Origin of the sequence: Salinivibrio sp. HTSP (genome assembly GCF_003390965.1) — a bacterium.
GTDB lineage: Bacteria > Pseudomonadota > Gammaproteobacteria > Enterobacterales > Vibrionaceae > Salinivibrio > Salinivibrio kushneri.
Genome location: NZ_PXUD01000002.1, coordinates 84,386 through 106,679, shown reverse-complemented (window position 1 = coordinate 106,679; position 22,294 = coordinate 84,386). Strand labels below are relative to the sequence as shown.

The window sequence follows — 22,294 nt, the reverse complement described above, 5'->3', positions numbered from 1 at the left end:
ACGCTGCTTGCGGCTCGTCTTCCGCGTCATCGTCAGCTGCGGGTTCTTCATCGGCCTCGCTAGACTCTGCCGCGGCGGGAGTGTCCGCTGGTGCGTCAGCGTCGCTGTCTTGCTCAGCACCTGTCTCTGATCCTGGATCAGTGTCAGGTGTTTCTTCTGTTTGCGTATCCGACGCGTAAAGAAGTTGCTCTAACTCCGCTTCGTTCGGATCACTGTCGTCTTCTTCTCCCCACAATGCTGGATCATCATCATCAGCGAGTGGGTCGGGTTCATCGTCATCCCCCAACACTTCTTCGAGTAAAGCGTCAGAATCTTCTAAATGAGGGTCATCATCTTTGTCTAAGACTTCATCCAGTAAGGCGTCACTACTTTCATCGAATTCGCCCTCGGTATCATCCCCTTCATTGAGCCAGCTATCTTCGTCCTCTTCATCACCGACAAGTTCATCAAGCAACTCGGTTGTGTTATCAAGAGAAACGTTGTCATCGTTATCATCATCAGATAAATCAATGTCTTGGCTTAAATCCAGCTCAGGTTCATCGTCGAGCACCGAGTCAAATAGCGCGTCATTTGGCGCTTGCTCGTCATTGTCTTCGCGCTCTTCTGACGTTTGCGCTTTCGTCTCGGCGCTTTCGCTCTCAGGCTCTTCCGCTGGGGCTTCAGCGGCGTTTCCATCAGCTTCACCTGCTAACAAGGCATCGATATCGTCGACATCACTGTCATTGCCTTCCTCGAGCGCTTTAGCCCACTCGGCGGCAAGCGCTTCATCAGCACTCATTTCCTCTTCAGGTTGGTCTGTGTCGCCCGTTTCCGATTCGTCCCCCTCGTCGGATGATGTGTCATCGGCAGCGCTATCCTTATCAGCCGGCGGCGTATCGGCCAGCTCATCCAGCGCGCGCTCCATGTCTTCAAGACCGATAGCATCATCGCTGGTAGGCGCGACACTCGATTCATTGCCTGCCATATCATCGAGTTCGTCATCCAGATCGAGATCGTCCAGGTCGGTATCATCGCCAAACGCGATATCCTCACTCGCCGTCTCATCATCGGTGATCTCTAACTCATCGTCATCTTGCGGATCGTCAACATCGTCTTCATCCGGATCGGGCACCATGACCACGGGCATATCGTCTATATCATCATGATCCAGTGCCGCAGGCTCTTCCGCGTCTTCCTCTTGCTTTCTGCGACGCGCGAGGAAGAAGAAAATGGCCCCTGTAATCAAGGCCCCCGGGATGATGGCCAACATGGCAAGCAATAATGGGCTATCAAGTAAAGATTCAACCACTGAGGGAGGTTGAGTGTCCTCAGCCACCTGTTGCTGACGCTGCTTTTCTAAAAATGCCCGGATCTCTTTATTGATTTCAGCATCACCGCTCATCTGCTCTTTTAGGGCGCTCAGCTCGTGCTGAACCTCAGACAAACGAACCTTGAGCACATGATTGCTCTCAACCAAACGCGTCATTTCTTGGTCTGACGCTTGCAGCTGAGACTGTAAGTTTTGTACCACTTGAGGTTCAGGCGCACTGGCTTGCTGAGTCTCTTCACTGGATTGGGAAGTGTCTTGGCTTGTTTGCTCAGGTTGCGATTGTTCCGGCTGGGTGTTCGTTGAAGGCGCTGGCGACGGTTGCGGACTCGGTTGCTCAACCTGTTCGCTGAGTGGCGTGGTATTTTGGGCTTGCTTACGCGCTTCATCAATTTCAAGCCGATTGACCACATCTTGGGTGCTTTCTCGCTCAATTTGCGCCAGCGTCGGCATCACTAAAGTGCTACCCGGCTGCAAACTATGAATATTGTTGTTGGTGAATGCGTCGGTATTCAGACGAAAAATCGCGCCGAGCGTCTGATACACACTCACTTGCGTATTAGGGCGCATTTGAGTCGCAATCGACCACAAGGTTTCATTGGCCCCGGTTGGACCATATTGTTGTGCCGATGCAACCGCTGGCGTTGGTTGGGGCGAAGCGGTTTCAGCCGCCATTTCATCTTGCGGACCAAGAATGCGTATTGCCGCTTCGACCGGCACCGTTGAAACACTGACAAGCGCAACCGCCAATACCCCTGCGACGGCAATAAGATGCCGCTTAACGCGATGCGAGGTTATGGTCAATCGAGTTTGAGAAGAAGACTGTTCACTTTGCTGTGCGTTGGACACACCCGCACTCCCTTATGGCAAAAATGGCCTCACTAAATATCTAACTATATCGGAAGCCATGCTAAAAACTGTAGTTTGGTGATATAAAAGTGTGTTGCGCGATCAAACTGTGGGCGCTCTGCCTCAGTTTTGACTCGATGATAGCATCGTCACACGTCGCGTATCGCCCACCTTTGCAAAATTAATGCCTAAAAAAATACCCCATCAACGGATGGGGTATCAATCAACCTAGTGTGGTGATGGGCGGGCTATCACGCTCTTTTATGGGTGCGACGCTTGTTGCTTAAAGGTAATCGCGAACCAATACTTCCGCAATTTGTACCGAGTTAGTTGCGGCCCCTTTACGCACATTGTCTGCTACCACCCAGAGGTTGAGCCCATTAGGGTGGCTAATATCGTTGCGAATACGCCCCACCAACACCTTATCTGAGCCAGTGCCTTCTTTCACCTGAGTGGGGTAATCTTCCCCTTCAAAGACCTCAATGTGTTCATGCTGACTCAAGATCGCTACCGCTTCCGTTGCGTCAATCGGTTGACGGCACTCAAGGTGCACGGCTTCAGCATGACCGTAAAACACGGGCACGCGCACACAGGTAGGGTTAACCCCTATCATCTCATCGGCAAGAATTTTCTGGGTTTCCCACACCATTTTCATTTCTTCTTTGGTGTAGCCATTTTCCATAAACTGGTCAATGTGTGGTAGGCAATTAAAGGCAATTTGCTTGCTGTATAACGCAGGCTCCGCATCTTGGCTGTTAAGCAATTTAACCGTCTGCCCGGCAAGCTCATCAACGCCTTCTTTCCCTGACCCTGAGACCGATTGGTAGGTAGACACATTTAAACGTTCGATACCGACGGCATCGTAAATGGGTTTTAATGCCACCAGCATTTGGATCGTCGAGCAATTTGGGTTAGCAATAATATTACGATTACGGAAGTCACCAATCGCGGCTGCGTTCACTTCAGGGACCACCAAGGGCACGTCGAAGTCATAGCGGAATTGCGACGTGTTATCGATAACGACGACGCCCGCTTCCGCTGCAATCGGCGCCCAATGCGCAGAAGCCTGTGCGCCCGCCGAGAACAAGCCAAGCTGAACCTGTGTCCAATCAAATTTGTCGACATTTTGCACACGCAGGCTCTCACCTTTAAAGGTGATGGTTTCACCTGCACTCCGCTCACTGGCGAGGAGGTGTAGCGTGCCAATGGGGAAATCGCGCTCTTCTAAAATCTCGATCATGGTGCGTCCTACCGCACCGGTTGCGCCCAAAATGGCAACGTCAAATGCTTGTGTCATGCATGCTCCTCAATACTAAAGCCCAGCTTAGCCAGCGACTGTAACCCGAAATCAGCCTGTCCGGCTACCGTGATCGCACTGTACTCGCGTCGATCCCAGTAATTTTTCCGTAATTGGTCAAAGGCTGTACGCTGAGCGAGTTTGTCATCACCGGCCGCATGCATGGCCCGACGAAAATCACTGTCATCTCGGCGAATATCGTAGACCAATTGCGTCAGTGCCATCAGATCACTTTGTTGCCACGGCTGTGCCAAGGCAACCTGTGGAATCGGCGCGGTGGGCAGCAGCTCACTGGCATGGGCATGATGAGGCAGGCCCAGGTGTTCACACAGTGCGTTAAAGACCATGGTAGTACCACGGGCTTTGCCTTCCAGACCATAACCTGCAATATGAGGCGTAGCAAACGTAAGCTGGTCCATCAGGGCAAGGTCAACCTCGGGCTCATGTTCATAAACATCCAACACCGCATCAATATCGCCTCGCGCTAACCGCGCTTTAAGTGCCTGATTATCAACAATCGGCCCCCGAGCGGCGTTTATCAAAATGCTTCCTGACGCAAGCGCATCTAACCGAGCTTGATTCATGAGGTGATAAGTGGGGTGCGCTCCGGTCGTGGTCAAAGGGGTATGGAAAGTGACCACATCCGATTGTGCGATCAGGGTGTCAATGTCCACCATGTCAGCCAGGTTTTCTTGCTCCTGACGAGGGGGATCGCAAAGTAAGGTTTTAATCCCAAGTGCCGCAAGCCGCTCGGCCAAGTAGTGCCCCACATGACCCACGCCCACGATACCGACCGTTCGGTCGGTCAACTTAAAGCCTTGCTGTTGCGCTAACACCAGCAAGGCGCTAATCACGTATTCCGCCACCCCAACCTTGTTACAGCCAGGCGCCGCCGTACCGTGGATGCCTTGTGCGTGCAAGGCGTTAAAATCAAGATGATCTTCACCCGCGGTGGCTGAACCGACAAAACGCAAACGAGTTGCACCGTCAATCAGAGCATGGCTCACTTGCGTGACGCTTCTCACCATTAATGCGTCAGCATCAATCAAATCCGTCGCACGGATTGCGCGCCCGGGTAATGCAACCACCTCACCCAATTGACTAAACAAGGTTTGGGCATAAGGCATGTTTTCGTCTACAACAATTTTCACGTTCAACGTCCTGTGTGAGTCGGTGCATCGCTTATCGGATGCTCAATGCAAGAAAATCATTGTATCTATCTCACGGTAAGAAAACACCCTTGAACTGAGTGGATAACCCGCTCACCGGGTGGCCTCAGGCAGAAAAAAACCCGGCCGAAGCCGGGTAAATCCAGGACCTGAAAAGACCATTAACGGCTCTCAACGATAATGGTCCGTGTCTGATGGCAGAGCCTCTCTGCATACCTGGAAAAAGGGGCGATTGTATTAACCGCGATATTTTTCAATTACCAAGGTGGCGTTGGTACCGCCAAAGCCAAAGCTGTTGGACATCACGCGCGTCAGTGCTTGCTCTCGCGGTTGCGTCACAATATCTAACCCTTCAGCCGCGGGATCCAAGTTCTCCACGTTGATACTTGGCGCGACAAAACCTTGCTCAAGCATCAGGGTTGAATAGATGGCTTCGTGCACCCCCGCCGCGCCGAGCGCGTGACCTGTCATTGACTTAGTCGCAGAAATCGCTGGGCTCTTGCCGCCAAACACTTCCTGAATCGCGCCAAGCTCTTTTACATCTCCTACTGGGGTTGAGGTGCCGTGAGTGTTGATGTAATCAACCTCACCCTCTACATCTTGCATCGCCATATTCATACAGCGCACCGCGCCTTCACCCGACGGCGCCACCATGTCATAGCCGTCAGACGTTGCACCGTAACCGACAATTTCACCGTAGATGGTCGCACCACGCGCCAGCGCATGCTCCAGCTCTTCCACGACTAGCATGCCGCCACCACCAGAGATCACAAAACCGTCTCGTTCCGCGTCATAGGTACGAGAGGCCTTCTGCGGGTCGTCGTTGTATTTGGTTGAAAGGGCCCCCATGGCGTCAAACATCATGGTCAGTGACCAATCCAGCTCTTCACCGCCACCGGCAAACACCACATCCTGTTTGCCTAGCTGAATCAGCTCAAGGGCGTGACCAATACAATGCGCCGAGGTCGCGCACGCAGAGCTCATGGTGTAGTTCACCCCTTTAATTTGGAACGGGGTAGCCAAACAGGCTGAAACAGTCGATGACATGGTCCGTGGCACCATGTAAGGGCCAACACGCTTCACGCCTTTTTCGCGCAATGTATCAACCGCGATAACTTGGTTCACCGATGACGCACCACCTGAACCGGCCACTAAGCCAGTTCGTGGGTTAGAAACTTGCTCAGGGGCCAGGCCCGAGTCTTCAATGGCTTGCTCCATTGCCAAGTAGGCAAAGCCCGCCGCGTCACCCATAAAGCGCATTCTTTTGCGATCAATATGGTCGGCTGGGTTGAGTTTGAGATCCCCCCAAACATTGCTACGCAGCTTCATATCTGCAAACTGCTGAGAAAAGTTAATGCCAGATTTCCCCGCTTTGAGCGACTCCAGCACTTCTTTGACGTTGTTACCAATACTGGAAACAATCCCCATGCCTGTAATGACAGCTCGTTTCATGATTCTTTCCTAGACGTTAATTTCGCAGTGGATGATAGCGTTTTTGAAGCTGATAAGTGGTCAGCTTTCCTTTGAGCCAGTACAATTTGCTTTTTCCTTTCCTGTGTAAGAGGCATTTGTGAGCACTCCCTCGATCGACCACGCAAAAATCAGCTGGAATGACACGGGCACCCCCGTCGCGGAACAGTTTGATGACGTCTACTTTTCCAATCACGACGGTTTGGCCGAGACCCGCTACGTGTTCATCGAACAAAACCAACTTCCCGCACGTTGGCAAACCGCCACATCATCCCGGTTTGTGATTGCGGAAACCGGCTTTGGCACTGGGCTCAACTTCCTGGCCACTTGGGCGGCTTTCGAGCAGTTCCGTCAAACCCATCCAAACGCGCCCGTGACCCAGCTTCACTTTATCAGTTTTGAGAAGTACCCCCTGACAGTAGAGGATCTCGCCCGTGCACATCAAGCTTGGCCAGAGCTGGCACACTATGCTGAACGGCTACGCGCCGACTACCCTGTGCCGTTAGCCGGTTGTCAACGGATCGTGTTGGCTCAAGGTCAGATTACACTCGATTTGTGGTTTGGTGATATTAAAGATTGGTTACCACAAGTGCCAACAGGCCCTGAAGGGGTGGTGGATGCTTGGTATTTAGACGGCTTTGCCCCAAGCAAAAACCCAGAGATGTGGAACCAAGATTTGTTTAATGGCATGGCACGACTTGCACGCGAGCAATGCACCTGCGCCACCTTTACCGCCGCTGGCTTTGTGCGTCGTGGCCTTATCGAGGCCGGTTTTGAAATGAAAAAGGTGAAAGGTTTTGGCCACAAGCGAGACATGTTGGCAGGCGCACTGCCTGCTCGCCAAGCCCATGCCAGCTACTCACCATGGTATGCCCGCACACCCGCTTCAACAGCGGACGACATCGCCATTATTGGCGGCGGTATTGCCAGTGCCGCCTTGATCACCGCATTGCTGCAACGGGGCAAGCAAGTCACGCTGTATTGCCAAGACCCGCGCCCGGCTGCTGGCGCATCAGGGAACCATCAAGGCGCCATTTATCCGCTTTTAAATGGCAATAACGATAATTTAAGTCAGTTTTTTGCCCCCGCCTTTTTGTTTTCACGACAGTTTGTTCAACAACAAAACGTCCAAGGCATCGCCTTTGAGCACGACTGGTGTGGGGTGACACAGCTGGGTTACAACGACAAGAGTGCCGCTAAACTTGCTAAGATGGCCGATGGCGCCTTTCCTGAGGCATTGGTCACGCCGTTAGACGTCGATGGCGTGAGCGATAAGGTCGGCTTAGAAACCGGGCATGCCGGCGTGTTTTATCCGCTTGGCGGTTGGATAAGCCCGCAACAGTTTACTGCGGGTGTAATAGATAAAGCCATTGCCAGCGGACAGCTACGTGCCCATTTTGATTGTCCCGTGAGAGCGCTAACACAATCGAACAATGGTTGGACACTCGAGACCAGCATGGGTGAGGTTCACCACCCAAATGTGGTGATCGCCAACGGCCACCAAGCAGATAGCTTCAGCCAAATACAGCCTATTCCCGTTTATCCGGTGCGCGGCCAAGTCAGCCATGTGCCCACCAATACCGAACTCAGTAAGCTCAACACTGTATTGTGTTTCGAGGGCTATTTAACCCCGGCTAATCAGGCGGGCGAGCATTGTCTAGGGGCCAGCTATCGTCGCAATAATGCGGACGTAGCGTTCCAAGCCGCCGATCAGCTTGAAAATCAACAGCGCTTAACCGATTGTGTCGATACAGACTGGGCACACGCGGTGCCTCTGGCGGAAGACGGACGCGTTGGCGTGCGCTGTGCCAGTCGCGACCATTTACCTTTCGTGGGCAACGTCTGTGATTATGGCGCCTTGGTGTCTGCCTACCAAACCTTGCAAAAAGACAAAGAAAAAGCGGACGCCGTTCCCGTTTATCCCGGGTTATTTTGCTTGCTGGGGCTCGGCTCTCGCGGCCTCACCTCAGCCCCATTGGCGGCAGAAGTGCTAGCAGCTCAGCTTTGTGACGAGCCTTTACCTTTACCTCAGTCGGTCCTAGACACGCTGCACCCAGGGCGGATGTGGGTTCGTAAGCTGCTAAAAGGTAAAACACTATAGCGCGTCACGGCCAACAAAGAAGCCATCACCGAGGCGATGGCTTTCTTTTGCTACGCGGTACCGTTTTCGATACCGCTTAGTGTCTCATTTAAAACAGTGTGTTACGCGTCTTTTTCCACTTGCTGTTGCAATAAATCCCACAGCGCCCCGACGAGACGTTGGTCGCCGGGTGACAGCTCACTGGCATTGTCATTGAGACTAGCATCGACGCGCGCTTTCAATGCTGACACCTCATCAACCCCCTCCAACTCACAGTCCGCTGCCGCTAAAGAAACGTGGCCACGTAAATAGCCACTGGCAAACAATTCATCGTCTGAGGCGGTTTCCACCATCTCATCGATTAACGCTAAAATGCGTGCTTCATAGTCTTGAACTTTCATCTTTTTAACCTTGGCTTGGCAACGTAAAGGTATCTGGCGTCAACGGCGCAACACCATAAAAGTCTCGCAAGGTATCAGAAAACTGCTTGGCGCGCACGGGCAAAGCGGTGCTTGTCGATGCATCCGAGACATACTGTACGACTTGTTGCCGAACTTTCTCAGTAAACGCGTGGCGATCGGGCTCAACACCACTTAAATTGTCACAGCTCACTTGAAAGCGAAACCCACAGCTTGCCGAGAGGATCCATTCAATCGCCTGTGGCTTCACTTCGACGGCCTCAAAGGCGGCTTGCGTGTCAGCATCACGGCCATCCGGATGATACCAATAGCCATAATCTTCCCATTGACGACGCTGCTCACCGGCAATGGTCCAGTGTGCAATTTCGTGCAATGCCGAGGCAAAAAAGCCGCGCGCAAAAATCACACGATGATGAGGATGATCGGCATCAGCAGGTAAGTAAATAGGCTCATCCCCGCCACGCACCAGCTCAGTATTGAAAGAAGCAAGAAAGGATTGGTTAAAAAGTTGGATCAAGTCGTGATAATTGTGGGTCATAATCTTAAACAATAACGACACCCCACCTATCCAAAACGACAGATGGGGTTAAAGAAGATGAAACGTTTGGGATATCGCTATGCGCCCATTTGGCCGCGGTGACGAAGCAAATGGTCCATCAGCACAATCGCCACCATGGCTTCGGCAATCGGCACGGCGCGGATCCCTACACACGGGTCATGACGACCACGTGTCACCACATCCGCAGATTCACCGTGAACATCAATACTCTTGCCCGGCACGGTAATGCTGGAGGTGGGTTTGAGCGCTAAATGTGCCACTAGTGGCTGGCCTGACGAGATCCCACCAAGAATGCCTCCCGCATGGTTTGAGGCAAAGCCGTCAGGGTGAATTTCATCACGATGCTCACTGCCACGCTGATTCACCACATCAAACCCATCTCCGATTTCGACCCCTTTCACCGCGTTAATTCCCATCAACGCATGGGCAATGTCCGCATCTAAGCGATCAAACACTGGCTCGCCAAGGCCGACAGGAAGGTTTTCTGCCACCACGGTGAGCTTGGCACCGATTGAATCTCCGTCTTTTTTCAGTTGACGGATCAGCGCATCCAATTCCTCTAGTTTGTTCACATCCGGGCAAAAGAAAGGGTTTTGCTCAACTTGCGCCCAATCCACCGTATCGATGGTCACCTCGCCCATTTGCGCCAAGTAAGCACGCACTTGAATACCATGCACTTGCGCGAGGTATTTTTTAGCCACCGCGCCTGCGGCGACACGCATCGCCGTCTCTCGTGCCGATGAACGGCCGCCCCCGCGGTAATCGCGGATGCCATATTTATGGTGATAGGTATAGTCTGCATGCCCAGGGCGAAACACATCTTTGATTTTGGAATAATCTTTGGAGCGCTGATCGGTGTTTTCGATCATCAAGCCAATCGATGTCCCCGTGGTTTGGCCCTCAAAGACCCCAGAAAGGATTTTCACCGCATCCGGTTCACGGCGCTGAGTGGTGTATTTCGACGTCCCAGGACGACGGCGATCGAGATCATGCTGCATGTCCGCTTCAGTCAATGCTAACCCCGGTGGGCAGCCGTCAATAATCGCCCCCAATGCAACGCCGTGGCTTTCTCCAAAGGTCGTGACGCGAAATATCTGTCCTATCGTGTTGCCTGCCATGCCTTCCTCTACTTGCCTGATGGGCATTGTTGTATTTTTGCGTACTTTGTTAGCAATTAACCATAAAGCAATCAAATACGCAAAGAAAATCCAGGTGAGCAACGGAGCGACTGCAAGTGTTAGAGACTAAAAAGCCAGCACGAGGCTGGCTTTATATCATGATCGGTGGGTACTGCCTCTAGTCGCGATAAAGGGCAAATTCATCCGCACACGCAACGAGATCTTGGCGACTGATCATAAACACACCATGACCGCCGTTTTCGAACTCAATCCACTGCAAAGGCAAATGACCGTATTGCTCTTGCATGTGCACAATCGAATTACCAACCTCACACACCAACACGCCATCGTCTGTCAGATAATCGGGGGCATTGGCAAGCATCCGACGCACCAGTTTCAACCCATCCGTGCCGGCGGCAAGCCCCAGCTCAGGTTCATGGCGAAACTCGTCCGGTAAGTCGTCCATATCTTCCGCATCGACGTAGGGAGGGTTGCTTACGATTAAATCGTATTTATCTTGCGGGACATCTTTAAGCAAATCCGACCGCATCGGGATCACTTGCTCTTCCAAGCCATGATCCTGAATATTGATTTCAGCGACATCCAGCGCATCGGTGGAAATATCCACCGCATCGATCTCTGCCTCTGGGAACGCATAGGCACAGGCAATAGCGATACAGCCACTGCCCGTACACAAATCCATAATCCGGCGAGGAGGGTGAGGCAAGATGCCAGCGAATTCTTGCTGGATAAGCTCACCTATCGGTGAACGTGGAACGAGCACGCGCTCGTCGACAAAAAACTCTAAGCCACAGAAATACGCTTTGTTGGTCAGATAGGCAACCGGTGTTTTATCATTGATACGTGCAATGACACGCTCAACAATACGATGCTTTTCACTGGTGGTCAGACGCGAAAAGCGCGTCTCTGAGGGCATATCAATCGGCAAGTAGAGTGTCGGTAACACCAGCTGTACCGCCTCATCCCACGCGTTGTCGGTGCCGTGGCCATAAAACAAGCCTGCCGCATTGAAACGACTGACGGTCCAGCGCAGCATATCTTGCAGCGTATGTAACTCGCTGACCACCTCTTCAGTAAAAATCGTATCCACATTGGCCTCCATCGGCTTCATGCAATTGGGGGTCGCCCTTTGACGCGAGGTCAGTACAATAAGCAGCATTTTGAGCTAGTTGAATGTACAATTCAGGTCATCACCTCGGGGACAGTTTTTTATGAGCAAAAAACCATCGATGACGGAAGAGGACTTGGCGCTATTCCGTGATGCCGTCAAAGGCGCAAAAAAGTTGAAGCAGGATACCATAAACCCACCACAACGCCAGACGACCAAGACGCGCAAACAACGTCAGTTTGAACGGCAAAGTAGCGATCATGCATTTTACTTTTCCGATGAGTTCGAGCCGCTGCTCAATGAATCGGGTCCAATGCAGTACGCCCGTCAGGATGTCTCTAAATACGAGGTCAAGCGGCTTCGTCGTGGTGTGTATGTGCCCGATATCTATCTCGATTTACACGGAATGACCCAAACAGAAGCCAAGCGTGAGCTGGGGGCGATGCTCGCGGCCTGTGTGAAAGACGGCACTCGTTGCGCCAGTGTGATGCACGGGATTGGTAAACGGGTACTCAAAGACAAAATTCCACTGTGGCTGGCACAGCACCCCAATGTGATGGCGTTTCACCAAGCGCCAAGGGAGTTTGGGGGGGATGGCGCCTTGTTGGTGCTGATAGAAGTGCCCGAGCGCTAAAGCAACCTGTCGCTAAAGAGACAGAAGCGCGTCAAGCACTTTTTACCGATTACGATTTTAGAAGCTGTCGTGGCGACATATGCGCACTCAGCGACGCCTGTTGGTTGGTGACATCTACCTCAATCAACGCCATGGCTGACGTGGCAAACATCGGCGGTTGCCCTTCTTGCACCCACTCGTTGGTAAGGTATCCGACTAAAGGCAGATGAGAGACGACCAAGACCACGTCAAGTTTCTCAACCTCTATCATTGCATTCAGGTAATCATAGACACGATCACTTTGCCCAAAAGGGGTGATTTCTTCTTCTGTGATCACCTCTTTTGCATCGGGTAACAAAGGCGCACACACCTGCCAGGTTTGCTGCGCACGTAAGTAAGGGCTCACCAGCACTTTATCAATCCCTTGCCCATCCAATTGCTGGTTCAGCCACGTCGCCATCTGTTTGCTCTGTTGCTCACCATTGGCCGTGAGCGCGCGGTCGCTATCACTGGCTGCAAATGCTTGCGCTTCGCCATGACGCATTATGATTAATTTCATCGCCTTAATACCCACATTCATATGCCAAGATTAGCTGCATGCTATCAAGATGATCCGCAAAAGACCAAATAAGTGGTTTGCGACTCTGGTCACTGGTAGTCATACTTACTACTAACTTATTTACTCTGATAGTGAGATGCTTGTGCACGTCAGCCCTAACGACCATAAACACTACCGTTATATCACGCTTCCTAACGCATTACGTGTCTTATTGGTGAATGACCCACATGCGCATCGCAGTGCCGCGGCATTGTCGGTGAATGTCGGTCACTTTCACGACCCAGTCGAGCGACAAGGGCTGGCGCATTTTCTCGAGCATATGCTTTTTTTGGGGACGGATCAGTACCCCGTCATCGGTGACTTTCAGCGCTTTATTAGCCAGCATGGTGGCCACAATAATGCGTGGACAGGCACCGAGCACACCACCTTCTTTTTCGATATTCGCCCCAGCCAGTTCGCGGCAAGCTTAGATCGCTTCAGCGCCTTTTTCATTTCACCCCGTTTTGATGCCGATGCCGTAGATAAAGAACGCCAATCGGTCGACGCCGAGTATCGCATGAAGCTCAATGACGACGTGCGACGTATCTATCAAGTTCATAAAGAAACCATCAATCCTAACCATCCGTTTGCCAAGTTCTCCGTTGGCAGTGTCGAGACGCTCGCGGATCGTGATGATTCCAATGTACGTGATGATCTCATCGCCTTTTACCGAGCTAACTATAGCGCCAATCTCATGACACTGGCATTGACCGGGCCACAGTCATTGGATGAGCTTGAGCGCTTCGCGAAACAGTATTTTTCCACCATTGCCAACCATCACTACCCTGAACTTGCCATCAATGCGCCCCTGACCACCAAGAATGAGCAGCATCAATGGGTGACGATTGAACCTTTAAAAGAGGTTCGTAAGCTCACCTTGGCGTTTTCTGTCCCTGAAAGCCCCGAGCAATACCGCACTAAGCCTTTGTCTTACATTGCCCACTTACTGGGTTATGAGGGGCCTGGGAGTTTGATGTCATTATTAAAAAACAAAGGCTATATCAACACCTTGTCTGCAGGTGGTGGGATCAGCGGGCGAGATTTTCGTGAATTTACCCTCGGCTTTTCGTTGACGCCATTAGGGCTGAGCCATCTCGACGATATTATTACCTATGTTTTTCAAACCATTGCCCTCATTCGGCGCGATGGATTACAACCTTGGCGCTATCAAGAAAAACGGCAAGTCCAAGAGCTGGCATTTCATTACCAAGACCCACAGCGCCCTATTGATACCGTCAGTCATTTGGTAATGAACATGCAGCATTATGCGCCAACCGATCTTCTGTACGGCGACTACATGATGACAGGGTTCGATCGCCACCAGATTCAAGCCATGCTGCAACATATGAGCGTCGATAACCTTCGCGTGATGCTGGTTGCCAAAGGGCAACATTACGATCAGCGCGCCGATTGGTATCACACGCCTTACGCGGTGAAACGCTTTTCTGCGCAACAAATTGCCAAATGGAAAACGGATTACATTTCACCGGCACTGACACTGCCTGACCCCAACCCATATATTGCTGATGCCCTGCACCCAATAGCTATCGAGCAAGACGCCAGTGAGGAACCAAGCTTAATTGAAGAGCTGCCTGGCTTTCGCCTCTGGCATGGCCAAGAGTCACACTTTCGCGTGCCCAAAGGCCATATCTATATCGCCATCGATAGCCCACATGCCGTGGCGACGGTGAAAAACATTGTCATGACCCGCTTAAGTGTCGAAATGTTACTCGAAGCCCTGAATGAGCAAGCCTATCAGGCTGAAATTGCGGGAATAAATTACAATTTATACGCGCACCAAGGTGGGGTGACGCTGACACTCAGTGGCTTCAATGACAAACAGCCGCTACTGCTCGAACTTATCTTGAAAACCTTCTCTCAGCGCAGTTTCAACCCTGAGCGCTTCGAGACCATAAAAGCGCAGCTGCAACGCAGCTGGGAAAACGCAGAAAAGAATAAGCCGCTGAGCCAATTATATAACAGCATGACCGGGCTACTTCAGCCTAATAACCCACCGTACCACGCTCTTTTAGCGGCATTGGAAACGGTGACTCTGAGTGAATTACCTGACTTTGTCGATGCCATGCTCGCCACCTTGCATGTCGATATGTTTGTGTATGGTAATTGGCACCGCCATCATGCCAAGGCCTTGGCAGAAACCGTCAAAGACAGTTTGCGCGTGCAAGGGCAAGCGTATCAGGAGTCTGTGCGTCCGTTGACCTTACTTGAGGGCGTCGGCACCGTCAGTTTTGAGCGCCCTCTTGCGCATGCTGAATCAGCGCTTTTAGTGTATTACCAAAGTCCATCGACCGATCCGCAAGCGGTGGCAACCTATACCTTGGCTAACCACCTGATGTCGGCGACCTTTTTCAACGAATTGCGCACCAAACAGCAATTAGGCTATATGGTTGGGGCGAATAACTTACCGCTAAACCGCCACCCTGGACTGATTTTTTATGTCCAGTCCCCTATGGCAGGTCCTAACCAGTTAATGGCAGCGATTGATGATTTTCTGAATGCCTTTTTCATGGTGCTGTTGGAAATGACAGAAGCGCGCTGGCAAAGCAGTAAACAAAGCTTATTGGCGCAAGTGAGAGAGCCGGATAATAACCTGCGCGCCCGCGCTCAACGTTACTGGATCAGTATTGGCAACAAAGACTATCAATACCAACGTCGCGAGCAGGTTGCAGAGGCGATGGCGACACTCAGCCGCGCGGATATGGTGCGGTTTGTGGTCAACACACTCAAACCGAGAACCGCAGATAGGTTAGTGATGCACAGTTGCGGGACCGACCATCAACAAGACGCGCACCTAGATGGGACCTATCCGATTGCGGACATCGCAGCCTTCCGCGCGTTATGTCAGCGTAGTGAAGACTGATCGCCCAGCAAACAGAAAGGGCAGCCACTGGCTGCCCTCGTATCTTCCACTTGCGTTGCCTTACCCCTCGGGATAAAACACCTGTCCCTCTTTGGCCATCACGGTTAAACGCTCACAGGGTGCAAAGCGCTCACCATAACGATTTTGATGCTCGTTGAGCAAGTTGACCACACGATCGATGCCGATATGGTCCATATAGCGGAAAGGTCCACCCAAGAACGGCGGGAAGCCGATACCAAAAATCGCACCGATATCACCGTCACGCGCAGAGCGAATCACGCCCTCATCGAGGCAACGAGCCGCTTCATTGAGCATCATTAACGCACAACGTTGCGCCACCTCATGACCGGACAACTGGGCGTTTAGGGTGATATTCAGCAAGCTATAAACTTTCTTATCCACCTGCTTGGCCTTGCTGCCTTTCTTGCTGGCATCGTAGCGATAGAAGCCCTTACCTGTTTTACGTCCTTTGCGGTCATCATTCAGCAGCACATCGAAGACATCCGGCGCTTCAAAACGCTCACCCAGCTCTTGCGTCAGGATAGGCGCTATCTTAGCGCCAATATCAATGCCCACCTCATCAAGCAAAGTGATTGGCCCAACAGGGAAACCAAAGTCCAATAGCGCGGTATCGATATGTTCAATCGTTTCGCCTGCCAACAACACACGCGCGGCCTCATTCATATAAGGGGCAAGGATCCGGTTAACGTAAAAGCCTGCGCTATCACCGACCACAATCGGCGTTTTACCTTGCTGACGCGCCAGCTTAACCACAGTCGAAATCGTCTGATCACTGGTGTTTTTATGGGGGATCACCTCCACCAGCGGCATTTTTTCTACCGGGCTAAAATAGTGCAAGCCCACAATGTTTTCTGGGCGCTGGCTACCCTCAGCGATTTGATGAATCGGTAATGACGAGGTATTGGTAGCAAAAATAGCGTCGTTACCTGTGATTGATTCCATCTCCTCGACCATGCGGTGTTTGAGCGACAAATCTTCAAATACCGCTTCGATCACCACATCCGAGTTAGAGAGGGTTGTCGCCTGTGTATCACCCGATAGCTGCATCATGGTGGCTTGCAACTCGGCTTTGCTAAGCTGTTTGCGCTTGCGCTTTTTGTCCAGCAATTTGTAGCTGTAGCGTAGCGCATTCAATATGCCATCTTCGCTCACATCTTTCACGCGTACCGGGTAACCGGCCTTAGCGACCGAAACATGCGCGATCCCGGCGCCCATCAAGCCACCGCCCAGTACACCAATACGACTGATCTCACCCGGCTCAGCATCAGCCCCGTTTTCTTTTTTCATCGCGGTGGTGGCGAAGAAGATGCTACGTAGCGCTTTAGACTCCGGCGTCATCACCAGCTCACCAAACTGGCGTGCTTCTTCCTCAAATCCGGCTTTCAAGCCTTTATCGAGCCCCTTTTTCACCACAGATAAAATGGCATCAGCGGCGGGATAATTACCACGGGTTTTCGCTCGCGCTTTTTTGCCCGCTTGATCAAAGACGATATTACGCCCGACCGCATTGCCATTCAGCATCCAACTTTGCCAGCTACGGTGGCGTTTTGGTTTCGATTTCTGCGCCAGCTGCTCGGCCACGTCGAGCAAAACGGTATCCGGCACACAATCATCCACCACACCCAGCTTTTTCGCTTTTTTGGCGCGTAACTGTTTGCCGGTTAGCATCATATCCAGTGCGTCTGGCACGCCGATAAGACGTGGCAGTCGCTGTGTACCGCCCGACCCTGGCAATAAGCCTAATTGTACTTCTGGCAGACCAAGGCGAGTTTTATCCCAGTCGGTGGCCACACGGCTATGACAGGCCAGCGCGAGTTCAAGCCCACCACCTAAGCAAGGACCATGAATCGCTGCCACCACGTGAAATGGCAGCGTCTCAATGCGTGAAAATAAAGCCTGACCTTGCGCGGCAATATCGCGGGCTTGCTCGGCGCTGTCACAGGCTTCGAGCATGCGCACATCCGCACCAGCCACAAAGTTATCGGGTTTACCCGAGTGAATCACTAGCCCTTTGACGTTTTTATCATTTTCGAGTTGGTCTAATACCGCGGAAACGCCCTCGACAAAGCTTGCCTGCAGTGTATTCATGCTCTCACCCGGCACATCTATGGTCAGCCAGGCGATTTGGTTATCAGCAACCGTTAAATGAAAGGCTTGTTGGGTTTCTGTGGTCATTACTCTGCCTCCAAGATCATTGCTGCGCCTAGGCCACCTGCTGCACAGGCTGTGTTCAATGCTAAACCGCCGCCACGACGTTTTAATTCACGTAAGGTTTGGGTGATCATCCGTGCACCTGTCGCGGCAAAGGGGTGACCATAGGCGATTGACCCCCCTAACACGTTGAATTTATCCATATCGATGTCACCAATCGCACGGTCACGGTTTAAATGCTCACGGGCAAACGTATCAGAGGCGAACATTTTCACATTAGACAAGGTTTGCGCGGCGAACGCCTCGTGCATATCAATCAAGGTTAAATCCGCGAGAGAAATACCCGCGCGATCAAGCGCAAGTGGTGTGGCATAAGAAGGGCCCATCAGCATGTCTTTTTCCACCCCGATGGCGGAGAACGCATACGAGCGAATGTAACCGAGCACCTCAAGCCCTAATGCTTTCGCACGACTTTCTGGCATCATCAATACCGCAGCTGCACCGTCGGTAAGCGGCGTACTATTCGCTGCCGTGACCGAGCCATGCTTGCGGTCGAACGCAGGCCGCAGCTTGGCGTAGTCTTCTAGCGTGGAGTCAGGACGCAGGTTATTATCTTGTGCAATCCAGGCTTTGTAGGGCTCGGGATAGGCAGTGATCACTTCATCACTGAGCAGGCCTTCATCCCAGGCTTTGCTCGCCAGTTGGTGCGAGCGCAGCGCCAGCGCATCTTGCTCTTCCCGTGGGATCTGATGCGACTTTGCCATTTGCTCGGCCGTTTGCCCCATGCTCAGCCCCGTCGAATATTCAGCCACCGCAGGCGGAACCGGTGCCAGATCTTTCACTGAAAGCTTACTGAGCAGCTTTAATCGCTTGCTCATGGTTTTCGCTTTGCTTAAATCCAATAATGTCCGCGCCAGTTTTTTGCTAACGCCGATGGGTAATACAGATGATGAATCCGCGCCACCAGCAATCCCCACCTGGATATTGCCTGCGACCATGCTCTCTGCCACATTGGCGACCGCTTGAAAGCTGGTCGCACAGGCACGTGTGACACTGTAGGCATCGGTGTGGATATCCATGCCGGTACCCAGCACGATTTCGCGAGCGATGTTTGGCGCTTCAGGCATTTGCACTACCTGTCCAAACACCACTTGATCAATCTCTTTCGGGGAAATACTGCTTCGGTTGAGCATCTCTTGTACCACCATTTTGCCGAGATCGACCGCCGGCACATCAGTATAAGCGGTTGATTGGCGGGCAAAGGGTGTTCGTAGCCCAGACACAATAGCAATGCGATCACCATTGCTGGTTTTGAGGTGTTGCTGAGACGTCATCACTGCTCCTTAGGATGTTCTACAGGTCTGACCACGAGTGTAACCAAATTGTTACCAGCTTAAAACATCCGTTTTAATTGATTGGTAAGATTGCCAACAGGCGCACAGATCCGCTCCCCGCGTCACCACAATGGTTCATGGTAAACAAACGAAGAAGCAAAAAGAAAAATAAAAAAAGGGGCCTTGCGCGAACGCAGGCCCCAAAATATTGGAAAGCAAAACGATAATCTGGGAAGTGTGCAGTGCTTTTCCCGCACCCAGATCCGAACAGAAAGTCATATCATTCAAAAAGGAAACGCCGTTCACTCAACCTCACGAGTGTCGACACATGGCCGATAACGACAGGAGTCACTTTACCGACTTGCGGTGTTTTAATATTGAAACAGATCAAACTTGTGCCGATTTTTCACCTAAGATGAAATAAAATAACAAATCACTCGGTCTCTATAGACTGATGCAACCCATGGACAAAGGCTCATCCGGTATGACCCGACAAGCACGATACGAGGCATTGGTGCGCGCATGGCACCGTGACCTCTACCGCTATGCCTACTGGTTAGCAAAAGATCCGCATATCGCGGAAGATTTGGTGCAAGAAACCTGCTTACGCGCTTGGCGCTCGTTAGACAGCTTGCAAGATGACAAGGCAGCCAAAGCCTGGCTCATCACCATTTTGCGCAGAGAGAATGCAAGACGCTTCGAACGGAAGCAGTTTGACCATGTGGACGTTGACGATGGCGAACTAGAAGACAAAACCCGCCCCAGCGAAGAAGCGTCCATGGAGCAGCGCTGGCTACACCGACAAATTGCCGCGTTATCACCGGAATATCGTGAGCCCTTGGTCTTACAGGTGATTGCCGGCTTTAGTGGCGACGAAATCGCCCAAATCTTGGACTTAAACAAAAACACGGTGATGACTCGCCTCTTTCGCGCTCGCGCTCAACTTAAAGAAGCACTGGACACCACCGCAACTTCAGGAGGCCAACAGTATGGACGATCTTGAATTTCGCCGCCGCCTACTTGCAGACCCTTATGATACCGATCCTGAGTTGCAAGCCGCCAAGGCCGAGTCTGAACGTCACCAAGGCTATGCGGACGATATCGCCGAGTTGGACAGCAAAATCGACCAGGCGCTTCGCGTGGAGGTACCGGAGGATTTGCCCGATAAAATTTTGTTTTCGCAAACCACCGATGTGGAACAAGGAGTCAAACGCCCACGCTGGCATCTCGCCATTGCCGCCTCGATTGCCTTTGTGTTTGGTATTGCACTTGGTCAGTTTAACTGGGGCAGTGCCACGCTCGACCTTAATCAAACGGCATTAGCGCACTATTATCACGAACATGCCTTTATAGAAGGCATTAACGAAGGGGCAACCATTGAGCAAGTCAATGCCAAACTACAGCCGTTTGGCAAAGCTTTTAATGCGCTCCCGGGCGAGGTCACTTACATCAACCATTGTAGTTTTGGGGGTCAACATGCGTTGCACATGGTCATGGAGAGTGATGGTCAAGCATATACAGTGTTTGTGGTCCCGTCAGCCAGTCAGGCGCCCGCGCAGAAAAGTGACGGAAAAATGCAAGCCGTCAGCCGCCCCGTGCAATCGGCGAGCGTGATTGTGGTCGGTGAGGCGAAAAGCCCCGCCGCCCCCATTGCCGAGCAACTGCAACAGCAACTCACGCCCCAAGCGATCTAGCCACTCATTGTGCGCCCTCTCGGTAGACAGAGAGGGCGCGCGCTGCGATTTTTCCTTCCGTACCAATGACTTTTCGCCTGGTAATGTGTAACAGGTGTTCGCTGAATTCATCCTTCGTCGCTTAAATGCTCGCCAATCCTATAGATAAAAATACTAATAATGCTATTTTTATTGTTTCATTATTTTGTTTTTACCCTTTATCGTAGCGATAAATTGATTTACGCACGCGAGCTTTTACTCTAGGCCTCCCTTTATACAGCGAACAAGTAAGCAGATGAAAAATAATAAGATCGTTTATCTTGCCGTCGCCACCGCGCTCGGCTCTCTTTCCACCACCGCACACAGTGCCGGTTTTCAGCTCGCAGAAACCTCAGCGACCGGCCTTGGCCGCGCTTTCGCAGGGGAAGCGGCCATGGCGGATAACGCCAGTGCGCAATTTCGCAACCCTGCGCTATTAAGCTACCTTGCCGATACGCAAGTATCAGCCGGTGGCATCTACGTGAACCCTAACGTTGATATTGATGGGACAAACACCTCGAATGGTAAAAAGACTGCAACGTCAACCGATGATGTTGCCCATGATGCCGTGATCCCTAACTTTTACTTTTCGCATCAACTCGACGACCGCTTGACCGCGGGCATCGCGCTGGCCACCAACTTTGGCATGGAAACCGATTTAGGCAACGACTTTACCGGCACCCAGTTTGGTAACGAAGCGGCAGTCACTACTTTTGAAATCAACCCAAACCTTGCCTGGAAAGCCACCGACCAGTTGCGTATTGGCGCCGGTATCCGTTATGTGCTGGGAGAAGGAAGCATTGGTGCTTCCGCACCTAATGCAGATAACTCTACGTTAAAATATATGGAAGGCGACGACCGTGCTTGGGGTTGGCAATTGGGGGCCGTGTACGACATCAATGACAAGCACCGTATCGGCATTAGCTATCGCTCCGAAGTTGACCTAACACTTGACGGTCACGCGGAAGGAAAAAGCTTTGATCAAGTTGCAGGAAAGATACTGAAGCAACCAACAAAGTCGACCTATGGCGGAAGCATGGATCTCACTCTACCCGCGACGGCTGAGCTATCATCCCTGCATCAACTCACTGAGCAGTGGGCGGTACACACCAGCATCAACTGGACCGAATGGAGCAGCTTTGACAAGTTAGAAGCCGATATCCCATACCTCAATGGCGCTCAAGAAGTGAAAGTGGAAAACTGGGAAGATAACTATCGCTTTGCCATCGGCACCACGTATCAGTGGGATCAAAAACTGACGTTGCGCTCAGGCGTTGCCTACGATACGTCGGCAGTGAGCGATAAAAACCGTACCCTAACCATTCCAGAAACTGACCGTACCTGGTTAAGCGTGGGTGCCGGCTATGAGGTAACCCCCAAACTCACCCTAGATGCGGCTTTTACCTATGTGTTTGCCAAAGATGCTCAGGTGAAAGAGCCGCGTGACGGAATTGACTCGCCGTCTGAAGATGCAGCTGCTAAGGCTTTTGGAAGTTTTGAAGGTGAAACCACAGGTAATGTGTGGTTAGTCGGCGTACAAGCCAGCTATCGTTTCTAAGCATCACGCCTTGTCTAACAAACACACCAC

At 51.8% G+C, this 22,294-nt stretch carries 17 protein-coding genes; 6 read left to right on the top strand and 11 right to left on the bottom strand.

The features are described from left to right. The 4 genes from C7A19_RS00775 to fabB all read right to left on the bottom strand — a co-directional run. Positions 1–2,155 (bottom strand): FimV/HubP family polar landmark protein (locus C7A19_RS00775; RefSeq protein ID WP_275937821.1); only part of this gene is annotated, 2,155 nt, incomplete at its 3' end. A gap of 283 nt (positions 2,156–2,438) precedes the next feature. Next, on the bottom strand, positions 2,439–3,452 hold the full coding sequence (locus C7A19_RS00770; protein ID WP_069360719.1) for an aspartate-semialdehyde dehydrogenase: 1,014 nt from the start codon (positions 3,450–3,452) through the stop codon (positions 2,439–2,441). Next, positions 3,449–4,603 carry a 4-phosphoerythronate dehydrogenase gene (locus C7A19_RS00765; protein WP_116643880.1) on the bottom strand — a complete coding sequence of 385 codons (1,155 nt, stop codon included), beginning with the start codon at positions 4,601–4,603 and terminating at the stop codon, positions 3,449–3,451. The genes C7A19_RS00770 and C7A19_RS00765 overlap by 4 nt, the downstream gene beginning before the upstream one ends. A gap of 255 nt (positions 4,604–4,858) precedes the next feature. After that, the gene (gene fabB, locus C7A19_RS00760; RefSeq protein WP_116643879.1) at positions 4,859–6,073 is read right to left on the bottom strand and encodes a beta-ketoacyl-ACP synthase I; all 1,215 of its coding nucleotides are present in this window, start codon (positions 6,071–6,073) and stop codon (positions 4,859–4,861) included. Between the two features lie 118 nt (positions 6,074–6,191). On the opposite strand from fabB, the gene mnmC reads away from it, so the two are divergent. Continuing rightward, positions 6,192–8,192 carry a bifunctional tRNA (5-methylaminomethyl-2-thiouridine)(34)-methyltransferase MnmD/FAD-dependent 5-carboxymethylaminomethyl-2-thiouridine(34) oxidoreductase MnmC gene (gene mnmC / locus C7A19_RS00755; RefSeq protein ID WP_116643878.1) on the top strand — a complete coding sequence of 667 codons (2,001 nt, stop codon included), beginning with the start codon at positions 6,192–6,194 and terminating at the stop codon, positions 8,190–8,192. A gap of 101 nt (positions 8,193–8,293) precedes the next feature. Here mnmC and C7A19_RS00750 read toward each other — a convergent pair whose 3' ends face one another. The 4 genes from C7A19_RS00750 to prmB form a co-directional block, all read right to left on the bottom strand. Further along, on the bottom strand, positions 8,294–8,572 hold the full coding sequence (locus C7A19_RS00750) for a YfcL family protein (RefSeq protein WP_077484690.1): 279 nt from the start codon (positions 8,570–8,572) through the stop codon (positions 8,294–8,296). A 4-nt stretch (positions 8,573–8,576) separates the two neighbouring features. Then, positions 8,577–9,128, bottom strand: a complete 552-nt coding sequence (locus C7A19_RS00745) for an elongation factor P hydroxylase (RefSeq protein ID WP_077607683.1) — start codon at positions 9,126–9,128, stop codon at positions 8,577–8,579. Positions 9,129–9,205: 77 nt separating this feature from the next. Next, complete coding sequence (gene aroC, locus C7A19_RS00740; protein ID WP_077456341.1) at positions 9,206–10,267, bottom strand: chorismate synthase; 1,062 nt, start codon at positions 10,265–10,267, stop codon at positions 9,206–9,208. 178 nt (positions 10,268–10,445) lie between these two features. Then, on the bottom strand, positions 10,446–11,378 hold the full coding sequence (gene prmB, locus C7A19_RS00735) for a 50S ribosomal protein L3 N(5)-glutamine methyltransferase (RefSeq protein WP_116643885.1): 933 nt from the start codon (positions 11,376–11,378) through the stop codon (positions 10,446–10,448). 121 nt (positions 11,379–11,499) lie between these two features. Here prmB and smrB point away from each other — a divergent pair, with 121 nt between their 5' ends. Further along, positions 11,500–12,030, top strand: coding sequence for an endonuclease SmrB (gene smrB, locus C7A19_RS00730; RefSeq protein ID WP_069360725.1), 531 nt, complete (start codon positions 11,500–11,502; stop codon positions 12,028–12,030). A gap of 49 nt (positions 12,031–12,079) precedes the next feature. On the opposite strand, the gene sixA is transcribed toward smrB, so the two are convergent. Further along, complete coding sequence (gene sixA, locus C7A19_RS00725; protein ID WP_077599144.1) at positions 12,080–12,568, bottom strand: phosphohistidine phosphatase SixA; 489 nt, start codon at positions 12,566–12,568, stop codon at positions 12,080–12,082. Positions 12,569–12,710: 142 nt separating this feature from the next. On the opposite strand from sixA, the gene C7A19_RS00720 reads away from it, so the two are divergent. Beyond that, positions 12,711–15,488, top strand: a complete 2,778-nt coding sequence (locus tag C7A19_RS00720; protein ID WP_201264048.1) for an insulinase family protein — start codon at positions 12,711–12,713, stop codon at positions 15,486–15,488. Between the two features lie 60 nt (positions 15,489–15,548). Here the strand turns inward: C7A19_RS00720 and fadJ are convergent, their stop codons facing one another. Then, positions 15,549–17,684, bottom strand: coding sequence for a fatty acid oxidation complex subunit alpha FadJ (gene fadJ, locus C7A19_RS00715; RefSeq protein ID WP_116643877.1), 2,136 nt, complete (start codon positions 17,682–17,684; stop codon positions 15,549–15,551). Next, positions 17,684–18,994 (bottom strand): acetyl-CoA C-acyltransferase FadI, encoded by a 1,311-nt coding sequence (gene fadI, locus C7A19_RS00710; protein ID WP_116643876.1) that lies wholly within the window; start codon positions 18,992–18,994, stop codon positions 17,684–17,686. The genes fadJ and fadI overlap by 1 nt, the downstream gene beginning before the upstream one ends. Before the next feature lie 484 nt (positions 18,995–19,478). Here fadI and C7A19_RS00705 point away from each other — a divergent pair, with 484 nt between their 5' ends. The 3 genes from C7A19_RS00705 to C7A19_RS00695 all read left to right on the top strand — a co-directional run bounded on the left by C7A19_RS00705 (position 19,479) and on the right by C7A19_RS00695 (position 22,264). Further along, a complete protein-coding gene (locus tag C7A19_RS00705) occupies positions 19,479–19,997 on the top strand; it encodes a sigma-70 family RNA polymerase sigma factor (protein WP_235607575.1) in 519 nt (172 codons plus the stop codon). Then, positions 19,984–20,688: a DUF3379 family protein gene (locus C7A19_RS00700; RefSeq protein WP_116643875.1), complete on the top strand. Its 705-nt coding sequence runs from the start codon at positions 19,984–19,986 to the stop codon at positions 20,686–20,688. The genes C7A19_RS00705 and C7A19_RS00700 overlap by 14 nt, the downstream gene beginning before the upstream one ends. Before the next feature lie 274 nt (positions 20,689–20,962). Beyond that, entirely contained in the window at positions 20,963–22,264 is a 1,302-nt protein-coding gene (locus C7A19_RS00695; protein ID WP_116643874.1) for an outer membrane protein transport protein, read from the top strand. Positions 22,265–22,294 lie beyond the last annotated feature (30 nt).

What these genes read in the sequence shown, in the direction of transcription:
- C7A19_RS00770 (WP_069360719.1), bottom strand. Translation starts at nt 3,452, where the DNA reads ATGACACAAGCATTTGACGTTGCCATTTTGGGCGCAACCGGTGCGGTA.
- C7A19_RS00700 (WP_116643875.1), top strand. Translation starts at nt 19,984, where the DNA reads ATGGACGATCTTGAATTTCGCCGCCGCCTACTTGCAGACCCTTATGAT.
- aroC (WP_077456341.1), bottom strand. Translation starts at nt 10,267, where the DNA reads ATGGCAGGCAACACGATAGGACAGATATTTCGCGTCACGACCTTTGGA.
- fabB (WP_116643879.1), bottom strand. Translation starts at nt 6,073, where the DNA reads ATGAAACGAGCTGTCATTACAGGCATGGGGATTGTTTCCAGTATTGGT.
- C7A19_RS00695 (WP_116643874.1), top strand. Translation starts at nt 20,963, where the DNA reads ATGAAAAATAATAAGATCGTTTATCTTGCCGTCGCCACCGCGCTCGGC.
- fadJ (WP_116643877.1), bottom strand. Translation starts at nt 17,684, where the DNA reads ATGACCACAGAAACCCAACAAGCCTTTCATTTAACGGTTGCTGATAAC.
- C7A19_RS00705 (WP_235607575.1), top strand. Translation starts at nt 19,479, where the DNA reads ATGACCCGACAAGCACGATACGAGGCATTGGTGCGCGCATGGCACCGT.
- sixA (WP_077599144.1), bottom strand. Translation starts at nt 12,568, where the DNA reads ATGAAATTAATCATAATGCGTCATGGCGAAGCGCAAGCATTTGCAGCC.
- smrB (WP_069360725.1), top strand. Translation starts at nt 11,500, where the DNA reads ATGAGCAAAAAACCATCGATGACGGAAGAGGACTTGGCGCTATTCCGT.
- fadI (WP_116643876.1), bottom strand. Translation starts at nt 18,994, where the DNA reads ATGACGTCTCAGCAACACCTCAAAACCAGCAATGGTGATCGCATTGCT.
- C7A19_RS00750 (WP_077484690.1), bottom strand. Translation starts at nt 8,572, where the DNA reads ATGAAAGTTCAAGACTATGAAGCACGCATTTTAGCGTTAATCGATGAG.
- C7A19_RS00745 (WP_077607683.1), bottom strand. Translation starts at nt 9,128, where the DNA reads ATGACCCACAATTATCACGACTTGATCCAACTTTTTAACCAATCCTTT.